The following is a 12,267-nucleotide window of genomic DNA, read 5'->3' as shown; positions in this document are numbered from 1 at the left end:
GGAGGAAAAAAAGTGAGTTTTTTAAAGAAGCTAAAAGAAAAATTTTCGAATCAACCATCAGAATCCTCGTCTGAAAAATTTAAAGATGGATTAGAAAAAACAAGGAGTTCTTTTTCATTTAAAGTAAATGACTTGTTAAAAAGGTATCGTAAAGTAGATGAAGAGTTTTTTGAAGAACTTGAAGAGATCTTAATCGGTGCAGATGTGGGAGTGCATACAGTACTTGATATCATTGATGAACTAAAAGATGTTGCTCGTACAAGGAATATTAAGAATCCTCAAGAGCTTCGTTCATCGATCACAGAAAAGCTTGCTGAAATGCTTCAAAAAGATGATAGTGACAACAAGCTGAATATACAAGCAGATGGCATGACAGTCATATTATTCGTTGGTGTTAACGGAGTGGGGAAGACAACTACGATTGGGAAACTAGCCCACCAGCTCAAAAATGATGGCAAGAAAGTTATACTGGCTGCTGGAGATACGTTCCGTGCAGGTGCGATCGATCAGCTGGAAGTATGGGGAGAGCGTGCAGGAGTTGACGTTATCAAACATCATGAAGGTGCCGATCCGGCTGCCGTAATCTATGACAGCATACAGGCAGCCAAATCAAGAAAAGCTGATGTGCTTTTATGTGATACAGCCGGCCGACTCCAAAATAAGGTAAACTTAATGAACGAACTTTCAAAAGTAAAACGAGTGATCGAACGCGAAATACCCGGCGCGCCACACGAAGTGCTGCTCGTTGTAGATGCAACGACCGGGCAAAACGCGATGAACCAGGCTAAAACATTTGGGCAATCAACAGATGTTACAGGGCTTGTTTTAACAAAACTTGATGGAACAGCAAAAGGCGGAATCGTCCTTGCGATCCGCCACGAACTGGATATCCCAGTGAAATTTGTAGGACTTGGCGAAAAAATTGATGACCTACAGGAATTCGATCCGGAACAGTTTGTATACGGATTATTTGCTGGAGCAGAAGAGGAAGAGGCAGAGTAAATCTGCTTCTTTTTTTTGGGTCATCGAATTTATGTAGCTACAGCCTTTGCATCCATCTTAACTTAAAAGTGGAGCACTACAGCATGTGTAGTGTAATGAATGCTGATACCAACAAGTTATTCTGTTAAGAAAAAAACTTGACATCTATTTTTTATGGTTGTATAGTATTCACGTAAAGGCATTTCACTTAACAAGGGTTGTGAAAGTATGCTTGATAAAACGATGAGAATTAATTATCTTTTTGATTTTTACCAATCACTGTTAACCCCTAAGCAAAAGAATTATATGGGCTTATATTATTTAGACGATTATTCTCTCGGTGAAATTGCTGAACAATATAATGTCAGCCGCCAGGCCGTTTATGATAATATTAAACGGACAGAGGCGATGCTGGAAGAATACGAAGAGAAGTTAGGGCTTTTTGCAAAGTTTCAGGAACGTGATCAGTTGCTGTCATCTTTAAGAGAGCTGCTGAAAACTGAACCTGATAACGTAATTGCAATTATCGATCGCCTTGAAAATATGGAATAGGAGGCGTTCAGTGAGATGGCATTTGAAGGTTTAGCCGACCGTCTTCAGAACACTTTACAAAAAATTCGCGGAAAAGGGAAAGTAAATGAAGCGGATGTAAAGGAAATGATGAGGGAAGTACGCCTTGCTCTTCTTGAGGCGGATGTTAACTTTAAAGTGGTAAAAGATTTTGTGAAAAAGGTATCTGAACGTGCAGTTGGTCAGGAAGTACTAAAAAGCCTGACACCTGGACAGCAAGTTGTAAAAGTGGTTAATGATGAACTTACAGCATTGATGGGCGGAGAACAGAGCAAAATTGCTGTTTCCAACAAGCCCCCGACGGTTATTATGATGGTTGGTCTTCAAGGTGCAGGTAAAACAACTACTACAGGAAAGCTTGCGAATCATTTGCGTAAAAAACAAAATCGCAAACCGCTTCTTGCTGCAGCTGACATATACCGTCCCGCTGCGATAAAGCAGTTAGAAACACTCGGAAAACAGCTTGATTTTCCAGTATTTCAAATGGGAGACCAAGTGAGTCCCGTAAAAATTGCTGAATCAGCGATTGCGAAAGCCCAAGAAGAGCATCATGACTATGTACTCATTGATACAGCCGGGCGTTTGCACATTGATGAAACGCTAATGGATGAATTGAAACAGGTTAAAGAAACAGCAAAACCTGACGAGATTTTCCTTGTTGTGGATGCGATGACAGGTCAGGACGCAGTGAATGTTGCAGAAAGTTTTAATGAAGCACTTGGAATTACAGGTGTCATTCTTACAAAGCTTGATGGCGACACACGCGGTGGTGCCGCGCTTTCAATCAAAGCTGTTACAGGTCTTCCTATTAAATTTGTAGGTCTTGGTGAAAAGATGGATGCTCTTGAGCCGTTCCATCCGGATCGAATGGCTTCTAGAATTTTAGGAATGGGCGACATGCTGACACTTATTGAAAAGGCGCAGTCCTCAGTAGATGAAGAGAAAGCACGTGACCTTCAGAAGAAGATGCGTGATATGTCGTTCACATTTGATGATTTTCTTGATCAGATGGGACAAGTAAGGAATCTTGGACCATTAGATGAAGTGCTTGGCATGCTTCCTGGCGCGAACAAAATGAAAGGTCTTAAGAACGTACAGATCGATGAAAAACAAATCGGTCACGTTGAAGCTATCATTCGTTCGATGACTCTTCATGAAAGAGAACAGCCTGAGATTATCAATGCCAGCCGTAAAAGACGTATCGCTAAAGGCAGCGGACGATCAGTACAAGAAGTAAACCGCCTTATCAAACAATTCGAGGACATGAAGAAAATGATGAAACAAATGTCCGGAATGATGAATGGCAAGAAGAAAAAAGGTGGATTTAAATTCCCTTTTATGTAAACTGAATTTTCAGGTTTACAAACCTGTCAATTTATACTATCATATTATTTTGTGTGAACTATTTTCGGAGGTGCAAGTTATAATGGCAGTAAAAATTCGTTTAAAACGCATGGGCGCTAAGAAAGCTCCTTTTTATCGTGTAGTAGTAGCAGATTCTCGTTCTCCTCGTGATGGACGTTTCATCGAAGAGATCGGAACTTACAACCCAGTTGCTAACCCAGCTGAAGTTAAAATTAATGAAGAAAAAGCTCTTGAGTGGATGACAAATGGTGCGAAGCCATCAGACACAGTTCGTAACCTATTCTCAAAAGCTGGTCTTATGGAGAAATTCCATAACGCTAAAAACCAAAAATAATTTTGACGAAGGGGAACTGATATGACAGAGTTGATCGAAGCGATTGTGAAAGCTCTAGTTGATCACCCAGAAGAAGTTAGCGTCAAAGAGGTAAAAGAAGGACACCGCCTTGTTTATCAGTTATCCGTGAACCAGACTGATATGGGGAAAGTAATCGGCAAACAAGGAAGAGTGGCCAAAGCGATTCGTACCGTTGTAAATGCAGCAGGCACGAATCAGAATAAAAGGATTTCAATCGAAATCGTTTAAAAAAGGATGAGGGACTCCCTCTTCCTTTTTTTATATTGGTTGGGTTGAAAATTCTTGTTGTTTTGGCATTGCTTTTGTGAATACTCTTCCTTGATAAGTTGATTGGAGTGGAAGGTGCGAGACTCCTCGAAAATGAAAAAACATATTTTCTTCGTGCGATGTAACGCAGTCGAAGCCTTCCTTGTCCTGCGGGACCAGCGGGACTGGTGAGACTCAGTTAGCGTAAAGCGTTGAGGAGGCTCACCGCACGCCTCGCGGAAAGCGAGTACCTGGAACTTAAATCAACTACTTCTAATAGCTGAAGCTAAAAGAGTATACATAATTGCATTTATGATAAACTTTAGACTAGATAATAATAAGAATAAGTCGTACGAGAGAAGGTTTTAAAATCATGGAAAAATGGCTGAACGTCGGAAAAATCGTCAACACACACGGCATCAAAGGAGAAGTACGTGTTATTTCAAGAACAGATTTTCCGGAAGAACGATATAAGATAGGCAATACTTTATATGTAGAAAAAGAACCAGGAAACCTTATTCCTGTAACCATTGAAGCTCATCGCAAACATAAACAGTTTGATCTCCTAACGTTTGAAGGTTTAGGCAACATTAATGATGTTGAACCCTTTAAAGGGTATTTGTTAAAAGTTCCAAAAGAACAGCAAGTGTCCTTAGAAGAAGGCGAGTTCTTTTATCATGACATCATTGGGTGTGCTGTTTTTACGGTTGATGGCGAAGAACTGGGGAAAGTGAAAGAAATTTTATCGCCAGGTGCAAATGATGTGTGGGTAGTAAAACGCAAAGGGTTCGGCTCGGACATTTTGATACCCTATATCCCATCCGTTGTTAAAACGGTTGATTTAGAAGCTAAGAAGATTTCAATCGAACCTTTAGAAGGACTTTTCTAAATGAAAATAGATGTATTAAGCCTGTTTCCAGATATGTTTTCAGGTGTTTTCGGCCAGTCTATTTTAAAAAAAGCACAAGAAAAAAGTGCGGTTCAGTTTCAGGTACTCGATTTCCGCGAATTCTCAACAAACAAGCATAGAAATGTAGATGATTACCCTTATGGCGGAGGAGCAGGGATGGTGTTGACTCCCCAGCCATTATTTGATGCAGTTGAAACCATAACGAAAGACACATCTGAGAAACCAAGGGTCATACTGCTATGTCCACAGGGAGAGAGATTCTCTCAAAGGAAGGCGGAAGAACTTGCTAAAGAAAAGCATCTGATCTTTTTGTGCGGCCATTACGAAGGCTACGACGAGCGAATCAGAGAACATTTAGTAACAGATGAGATTTCAATCGGCGACTATGTCTTAACAGGCGGAGAACTTGGTGCGATGGTAGTAATTGACGCCGTAACTAGATTGCTTCCTGGTGTGCTTGGAAAAGAAGAATCACATCTCCAGGATTCATTCAGTACAGGTCTTTTAGAACACCCTCAATATACGAGACCGGCAGACTTCAGAGGTATGAAGGTTCCGGATGTTCTTATGTCTGGAAACCATAAAAATATTGAAGAATGGCGGAAAAAAGAGTCTTTGAAACGGACTTACGAAAGACGCCCAGATCTCTTGGAGCACATAGAGTTAACCAAAGAAGAAGAAAATTGGCTTAGAGAAATAAAAGATAATAAAACAACTTGATACTCGTCTGATTTATATGGTATTATATTGTTTGTGGCTTATGCCCGTTTAATCCGGTGTTCCGCTGCTTGATAATCACGCAAGAACATCTATGGGAAGGGAGGCAATAAACTATGCAACAGCTTATTGCAGATCTTGCAAAAGATCAATTAAAATCAGATTTACCAAAATTCCGTTCAGGTGACACTGTACGTGTACACGTGAAAGTAATCGAGGGTACTCGTGAGCGTATCCAGCTTTTTGAAGGTGTTGTTATCAAAAAGCGTGGGTCTGGGATTTCTGAAACGTTTACTGTTCGTAAAATTTCTTACGGTGTAGGTGTGGAGCGTGCGTTCCCTGTACATTCACCTAAGATTGCGAACCTTGAAGTTGTACGTCGCGGTAAAGTACGCCGTGCTAAGCTATACTACTTGCGTGCACTTCGCGGTAAAGCAGCTCGTATTAAAGAAATTCGCTAATAATTCTCGAAAGGAGCTTGACTTACTCAAGCTCCTTTTTCCATATTATAAGTAAGGAATTTCTACAGATGGTGAGGATTAAGAATGGCTCGTACAAAAAACGAAACGTGGGAATGGATTAAAGCATTAGCTGCAGCATTGTTATTGGCAGGTATCATCCGGTTCTTCCTTTTTGCCCCTGTGGTAGTAGATGGACAATCAATGATGCCGACTCTTCATGATGGAGATCGATTAATTGTTAATAAGTTCAGCTATATGATTGGAGAACCAAACAGATTTGACATTGTAGTCTTTCACGCTACAGAAGAAAAAGATTACATAAAAAGAGTAATTGGTTTGCCAGGAGATACGATTGAGTATAAAGATGATACTCTTTATGTGAATGGCAAAAAGGTGAAAGAAGAATACTTAGAAGCATATAAGAAAAAAACAAAAGACGGAAATTTCACTTATGATTTCACTTTACTGGAAGTGACAGCTAAACAGAAGGTTCCAGAAGGACAATTGTTTGTTCTAGGTGATAATCGCCGGGACTCCAGTGACAGCCGGAACATAGGTACTGTTAATGAAGATGAAATCTTAGGAAAAGCATCATTCCGTTTCTGGCCGTTATCGGATATAGGATTTGTAAAGTAGGGTGAAATAACATGACCATTCAATGGTTTCCGGGCCATATGGCAAAAGCGCGCCGGGAAATAACTGAAAAACTTAAAATGATCGATGTCGTATTCGAACTTGTAGACGCCAGAATTCCATTAGCTTCACGAAACCCGATGATAGATGAGATACTTGGAGAAAAGCCGCGTATTGTTCTATTGAACAAAGCAGATCTGGCTGATCCGAAAGTAACGTCAATGTGGCAAAGCTATTTTTCAGATAAAGGAATTCCATCTCTGGCAATAAACTCACAAGACGGAAAAGGGATAAAAAAAATAGAACCTATTGCACACGAACTTGTAAAAGAAAAGTTCGATAAGATGAGAGCAAAAGGAATTGTTAAACCGCGAGCTGTTCGTGCTTTAATCGTTGGGATCCCTAATGTCGGTAAATCTACAATTATTAACAGGATGGCAGGTAAGAACATTGCTGTAACTGGCGATAAGCCAGGCGTAACAAAAAAACAGCAGTGGATCAAAGCAGGTAAGACTCTTGAACTCCTGGATACACCAGGTATTCTATGGCCAAAGTTTGAGGATCAGTCAATAGGTCTCAAGCTTGCTGTAACAGGAGCGATTAAAGAAACGTTATTTGATTTTACAGAAGTTGTATTATTTGCTGTAAAATATTTAAACGAACATTATCAAGAACGTCTTGTTGAGCGATATAAATTATCAGACATACCCGATGACCCTCTTCGTTTATTTGAAGAGATCGGCAAAAAAAGAGGATGCATCATGAGCGGTGGTGAAGTTGATCTTGAAAAAACAGCAGAGATTGTGCTTCGCGACCTTCGTTCAGAAAAATTGGGCCGCTTGTCTTATGAACTGCCATCAGCAATAACTGAATAAGTTGGTATAACAGGCGCGTATATTTTATGTGCCTGTTTTCTTTGACTCGATAAAGTCTTAAAAGACAGATTAGCGAGCCGATAAATAATACATAAAGAGTGTGAATAAAAATGAAGCTATCTATAAAACAATGGGATCAGAAATTAAGGGACAGTTCTACCGAAGAAATCAGCGACCTTCTTAAGCTTCTTGCTTCAGATGATAGACAAGGTGCTAAAAAATTATTTAAAACATATACAAGCCGTTTAATAGAAGAGGAAGCGGAGTTAAGAAGGCTTGAAATCATGTGCAGTTTTGAAAAGCAATGCATTGCAAAGGGCAAAAAAATTATTGCTGGTGTCGATGAAGTTGGCCGAGGTCCGTTAGCAGGACCTGTAGTAGCTGCAGCCGTTATTTTACCAAATGGCTATATTTTAAATGGTATTAATGACTCCAAAAAACTATCAGAAAAAAAACGAGAAGATTTATATGAAAGAATCACAGCAGATGCAATTAGTTATAGTGTTCATTTAGTTCAGCCTGACAAGATCGACGAGATCAACATCTATCAAGCATCTAAACTTGCCATGACTGAGGCAGTTTGCCAGCTAAAGGTAGAGCCAGATCAGCTTTTGATCGATGCTATGGAAATCACTCTGCCGATCGATCAGTTAAAAATTATTAAAGGAGATGAAAAAAGCATCTCTATTGCAGCAGCTTCTATTGTTGCAAAAGTTACACGGGATCGATACATGAAGAAGCTTGACCAAATGTATCCTCATTATGGTTTTAAATCAAATATGGGCTATGGCACAAAAGAGCATCTAGAAGCGCTGAGAATATTCGGGGCAACTGATATACATCGGAAAACGTTTAGTCCAGTGGGAGAAATTATTCAGTTTACCGGGAGTGAATAAGGTGTTATCCATTAACAACATCATCAATCCACAGTCGCTTGAACAAAATTCAGCAACAGGCATAAGCCTGAAACTAAACCAATTGTTAACGGCTAAAATTTTGGAGATTTTTCCCGATCAAACGGCAAAAATTTTATATAATGGTGCAGCTTTGCATGCCAAATTAGAGGCTCCTTTAACAAAAGGGAACCACTACTTGTTTGAAGTAGGGGACAAAAACGGGACAGTAATCTTAAAAAAAATAGATGTAGATCCTTTAAAATCAACAACTGAACAAATTCTGCAAAAGTTAAATCTTCCACAAACCGAAAATAACAAAAAAGCTGCAGAATTTGTTGTCTCTGAAAAAATGCCTGTAACAAAAGAAAATATTAAACAGGTTGCTGTAATCCTTCAGCTTACAGCAAACATACCTTTTAAAGATAGGAAAGAAGTCATTCATCGAATGCAAGAACTTCAGCTCCCAGCTAAGCCAGTTTCTGTTAATGCAGTCATAGCAAGTATTCAAAAAAATACAGATCAAGCAGAGATGCGTCAATTGTTCGAGTCTCTTATACCCTATGTACATAAAGATAAAAGCATAGCAAAAACTGTGGATCTGCTTCAAAGCTTATATGCCTTTAAAACCAATCATTCAAAACCAAAAGAAAGTTCACAAGTATCTGCAAGCTCTGCAAACACAATACATGTATCAAAAGAACCCTCAGTTTTGCCTGGAAATTCTGGTATAGAAATAAAAGGGTTTATTAGTGAAACGAAGGATGAAGCAAAAACAAGCCAAATAAACCAGCCTGCAGGACAAAGAGCGGAAGCTTCAGTTAATGATATAAAACGCCAGGCTTCAAATGATTTATTACAAGCTGTTCAAAAATGGTTTCTAAAATCAGGGCTGCTGCACGAAAGGAATTTATTGAAAGATCCCTTGCAAGTAACACAAACAGAAACCTTAAAATCACTCATTATGACTTTAAAACAAAATTTAGAATCACTTGGACTGCCTGAAAGTATCTCACTAAAGGCTGAACAAGCGCTCAACAAACTTTCGAGCCAGCAGATTCAAAACATTCCAGCTAACGAACACCTGCATCAGTTTGTTTTGCAGATTCCACTTGGGCAGAATGAAAACCCAAGAGAGATTTCAATCCGATGGGAAGGGAAAAAACAAAACGGTCAATCATTAGACCCGGACCATTGCAGAATGGTGTTTTGGCTGGAGATGAAAAATTTAAAAGACATTGCTGTTGATGTTCAAATTCAAAACAGAATTTTGTCTTTAAAGGTTTTCAGCGGTCATCCACAAATCGAGAATCTTTCAAAAGCATTTCTTCCATCATTAAAGAAAAGCTTAAGTGAAATGAACTATATGCTATCTTCAATAACTTTTGCACAAAAACCAAAAAATGAAATAAAAAGCCCTGAGTCAAACACAGGATATAAAGGGATGGATATGCGTATATGAAGAAAAACATAAAAGAAGCTGTAGCACTTAAATATAATCCCGAAGAATCAAGTTCTCCCAAGGTTACGGCAAAAGGAAAAGGTGAAACGGCTGACCGTATCGTTCAAACCGCATCAGAGCACAATATCCCGATTCAGGAAGACCCTTCACTTGTGCACTTATTATCAAAATTAGAAATCGATGAAAGCATTCCAGAGGAGCTGTATGAAGTAGTTGCTGAACTTTTTGCTTTTATCTATCAAATCGATCAAGAAGCGAAATGACAAACATAATTCTTGCTTAAACGGGCATTGCTAACATAAAGGAGTGTGCACAATGCCAAAAAACAAACTTGTAGTACAACAATCTGAGCAATTAGTTAATCAATTTAGAGAAGAGATGGCTGAAGAATTTGGACTGTACCGTCCTGCTGCGGAAAAAGAAGCAATTACACCTAAGCTAATAAAAAAACAGAAAAACGAGAAAAACAAATGAAATAAGCTTTGGAAGCTCCTATTTTCCAATGGCAAAAAGCAGTAAAACCAAAACCGAATCATGAAGGTTTTGGTTTTTTATTTGGGCATAAAACCTGTATGCGCTTGCAATTTTCTGAAGAATAGTAGACATAAGACGCTTGGTCTTATACAATGATAACGGTACTTTAAGTTTTCACCATGATAGGAGGATGGAGAGTAAATGAATATCCACGAATACCAAGGTAAAGAGATACTTAGAAAATATGGTGTGGCTGTTCCAAACGGAAAAGTGGCATTTTCAGTTGAAGAAGCTGTAGAAGCTGCTAAAGAGCTGGGGAGCGCTGTATCTGTTGTAAAAGCACAGATTCATGCAGGCGGCCGCGGTAAAGCGGGTGGCGTAAAAGTTGCCAAGAATATTGAAGAAGTGCGTACATACGCAAATGAAATTTTAGGTAAAGTTCTAGTAACTCACCAAACTGGCCCAGAAGGTAAGGAAGTTAAGCGCTTACTTATCGAGGAAGGCTGTGACATTAAAAAGGAATATTACATTGGTCTTGTGCTTGATCGTGCAACTTCCAGTGTAGTTATGATGGGATCTGAAGAAGGCGGTACTGAAATTGAAGAAGTGGCAGAAAAAACGCCTGAAAAAATCTTCAAAGAAGTAATTGACCCTGCAATCGGTCTTCAAGCATTCCAGGCAAGACGTTTAGCTTATAACATTAACATTCCAACTGAACTTGTAGGCAAAGCAGTGAAGTTCATGATGGGATTATATACTGCATTCGTAGAAAAAGACTGCTCTATCGCTGAAATTAACCCATTAGTTGTTACTGGAGACGGCAGCGTAATGGCACTTGATGCGAAAATGAACTTCGATTCAAATGCTTTATACCGTCATAAAGACATCTTAGAATACAGAGATTTAGAAGAAGAAGATCCAAAAGAAATTGAAGCATCTAAATATGATCTAAGCTATATCTCACTTGATGGAAATATCGGATGTATGGTTAATGGTGCTGGACTAGCAATGGCTACAATGGACATCATTAAGCATTATGGCGGAGACCCCGCTAACTTCCTTGACGTTGGGGGCGGCGCTACAACTGAGAAAGTAACTGAAGCATTCAAGATTATTCTTTCTGACAAAAATGTTAAAGGGATTTTCGTTAACATCTTTGGCGGTATCATGAAATGTGACATCATTGCAAATGGTGTTGTGGAAGCAACTAAACAAGTTGGACTTGAGTTGCCTCTAGTAGTTCGTCTAGAAGGTACAAACGTTGATCTTGGCAAAAAGATCTTAAAAGAATCCGGACTTAATATTACAGCTGCTGATTCAATGGCTGACGGTGCAGAAAAAATCGTCGCATTAGTTAAGTAATAAAGAAAACATTGCAGGAAGGATGGGAATTTAAAGCATGAGCATTTTTATAAATAAAGACACAAAAGTCATCGTTCAGGGTATTACAGGTTCCGTAGGTCTTTTCCATACGAAACAAATGCTTGAATATGGTACGAAAATTGTGGGCGGAGTTACACCTGGTAAAGGCGGAAGTGAAGTTGAAGGACTTCCTGTATTCAACACAGTTGCTGATGCAGTTAAAGAAACTGGAGCAAACGCTTCTGTTATTTATGTTCCTCCAGCATTTGCTGCGGAAGCAATCATCGAAGCTGTTGATGCAGAACTTGATCTTGCTATTTGTATTACAGAAGGTATTCCTGTAATGGATATGGTAAAAGTTAAGCGCTATATGGAAGGCAAGAAGACTCGCTTAGTTGGACCAAACTGCCCAGGTGTAATCACTCCTGAAGAATGTAAGATTGGTATAATGCCGGGCTATATCCACACTAAAGGACACGTAGGTGTTGTCTCCCGTTCTGGAACTTTAACATATGAAGCTGTACATCAGCTCTCAGAGCGCGGAATTGGACAATCTACAGCTGTTGGTATCGGTGGAGACCCAGTTAACGGGACTGACTTTATTGACGTTCTAAAGGCGTTTAACGAAGATGAAGATACGTATGCAGTAATCATGATTGGTGAAATTGGCGGAACTGCTGAAGAAGAAGCTGCAGAATGGGTAAAAGCTAATATGACTAAACCTGTTGTCGGCTTCATCGGCGGACAAACAGCACCACCAGGAAAACGTATGGGTCATGCCGGTGCGATTATTTCTGGCGGTAAAGGTACTGCTGACGAAAAGATCAAAACAATGAAGGCATGCGGAATTAAAGTTGCAGCGACACCTTCAGTAATGGGCGAAACTTTAGTTGAAGCACTTAAAGAAAACGATCTTTACGACGTTTGCGTTACAAACAAAGAAAAAGCATCAAAAGCATAAAT

16 protein-coding genes are annotated in these 12,267 nt (G+C 39.4%); all 16 read left to right on the top strand.

The window, feature by feature from the left end; all coding sequences use genetic code 11:
• Positions 1–12 precede the first annotated feature (12 nt).
• The 16 genes from ftsY to sucD all read left to right on the top strand — a co-directional run bounded on the left by ftsY (position 13) and on the right by sucD (position 12,265).
• Positions 13–1,002 (top strand): signal recognition particle-docking protein FtsY, encoded by a 990-nt coding sequence (ftsY, locus tag ACFW35_RS10430; RefSeq protein ID WP_379845562.1) that lies wholly within the window; start codon positions 13–15, stop codon positions 1,000–1,002.
• Positions 1,003–1,209: 207 nt separating this feature from the next.
• Positions 1,210–1,533 carry a putative DNA-binding protein gene (locus ACFW35_RS10425; protein WP_130295710.1) on the top strand — a complete coding sequence of 108 codons (324 nt, stop codon included), beginning with the start codon at positions 1,210–1,212 and terminating at the stop codon, positions 1,531–1,533.
• A 15-nt stretch (positions 1,534–1,548) separates the two neighbouring features.
• The gene (ffh, locus tag ACFW35_RS10420) at positions 1,549–2,895 is read left to right on the top strand and encodes a signal recognition particle protein (protein ID WP_379845560.1); all 1,347 of its coding nucleotides are present in this window, start codon (positions 1,549–1,551) and stop codon (positions 2,893–2,895) included.
• A gap of 82 nt (positions 2,896–2,977) precedes the next feature.
• A complete protein-coding gene (rpsP, locus tag ACFW35_RS10415; RefSeq protein ID WP_066393596.1) occupies positions 2,978–3,250 on the top strand; it encodes a 30S ribosomal protein S16 in 273 nt (90 codons plus the stop codon).
• Positions 3,251–3,271: 21 nt separating this feature from the next.
• Complete coding sequence (locus ACFW35_RS10410) at positions 3,272–3,499, top strand: KH domain-containing protein (protein WP_077361335.1); 228 nt, start codon at positions 3,272–3,274, stop codon at positions 3,497–3,499.
• Positions 3,500–3,890: 391 nt separating this feature from the next.
• Positions 3,891–4,406 carry a ribosome maturation factor RimM gene (gene rimM / locus ACFW35_RS10405; RefSeq protein ID WP_379833774.1) on the top strand — a complete coding sequence of 172 codons (516 nt, stop codon included), beginning with the start codon at positions 3,891–3,893 and terminating at the stop codon, positions 4,404–4,406.
• Positions 4,407–5,147, top strand: coding sequence for a tRNA (guanosine(37)-N1)-methyltransferase TrmD (trmD, locus tag ACFW35_RS10400; RefSeq protein ID WP_379845558.1), 741 nt, complete (start codon positions 4,407–4,409; stop codon positions 5,145–5,147).
• Between the two features lie 113 nt (positions 5,148–5,260).
• A complete protein-coding gene (gene rplS / locus ACFW35_RS10395; RefSeq protein WP_066289359.1) occupies positions 5,261–5,605 on the top strand; it encodes a 50S ribosomal protein L19 in 345 nt (114 codons plus the stop codon).
• A gap of 84 nt (positions 5,606–5,689) precedes the next feature.
• On the top strand, positions 5,690–6,241 hold the full coding sequence (lepB, locus tag ACFW35_RS10390; RefSeq protein ID WP_379845556.1) for a signal peptidase I: 552 nt from the start codon (positions 5,690–5,692) through the stop codon (positions 6,239–6,241).
• Positions 6,242–6,252: 11 nt separating this feature from the next.
• On the top strand, positions 6,253–7,113 hold the full coding sequence (gene ylqF, locus ACFW35_RS10385) for a ribosome biogenesis GTPase YlqF (RefSeq protein ID WP_379833779.1): 861 nt from the start codon (positions 6,253–6,255) through the stop codon (positions 7,111–7,113).
• A 110-nt stretch (positions 7,114–7,223) separates the two neighbouring features.
• On the top strand, positions 7,224–8,009 hold the full coding sequence (locus tag ACFW35_RS10380) for a ribonuclease HII (protein ID WP_379845554.1): 786 nt from the start codon (positions 7,224–7,226) through the stop codon (positions 8,007–8,009).
• 1 nt (position 8,010) lies between these two features.
• Positions 8,011–9,468, top strand: coding sequence for a DUF6240 domain-containing protein (locus ACFW35_RS10375; protein WP_379845553.1), 1,458 nt, complete (start codon positions 8,011–8,013; stop codon positions 9,466–9,468).
• Positions 9,465–9,731: an EscU/YscU/HrcU family type III secretion system export apparatus switch protein gene (locus ACFW35_RS10370; protein WP_379845551.1), complete on the top strand. Its 267-nt coding sequence runs from the start codon at positions 9,465–9,467 to the stop codon at positions 9,729–9,731. The genes ACFW35_RS10375 and ACFW35_RS10370 overlap by 4 nt, the downstream gene beginning before the upstream one ends.
• Before the next feature lie 52 nt (positions 9,732–9,783).
• Complete coding sequence (locus ACFW35_RS10365; RefSeq protein ID WP_379845550.1) at positions 9,784–9,942, top strand: small, acid-soluble spore protein, alpha/beta type; 159 nt, start codon at positions 9,784–9,786, stop codon at positions 9,940–9,942.
• A 201-nt stretch (positions 9,943–10,143) separates the two neighbouring features.
• Positions 10,144–11,304, top strand: a complete 1,161-nt coding sequence (gene sucC / locus ACFW35_RS10360) for an ADP-forming succinate--CoA ligase subunit beta (RefSeq protein WP_379845548.1) — start codon at positions 10,144–10,146, stop codon at positions 11,302–11,304.
• A gap of 37 nt (positions 11,305–11,341) precedes the next feature.
• Positions 11,342–12,265: a succinate--CoA ligase subunit alpha gene (gene sucD / locus ACFW35_RS10355; RefSeq protein ID WP_379845547.1), complete on the top strand. Its 924-nt coding sequence runs from the start codon at positions 11,342–11,344 to the stop codon at positions 12,263–12,265.
• The last annotated feature ends 2 nt before the right edge of the window (positions 12,266–12,267 follow it).

Origin of the sequence: Fictibacillus sp. NPDC058756, assembly GCF_042746035.1 — a bacterium.
In the GTDB taxonomy this organism is placed as follows: Bacteria; Bacillota; Bacilli; order Bacillales; family Fictibacillaceae; genus Fictibacillus.
This window is presented reverse-complemented; position numbering and strand designations above follow the sequence as displayed.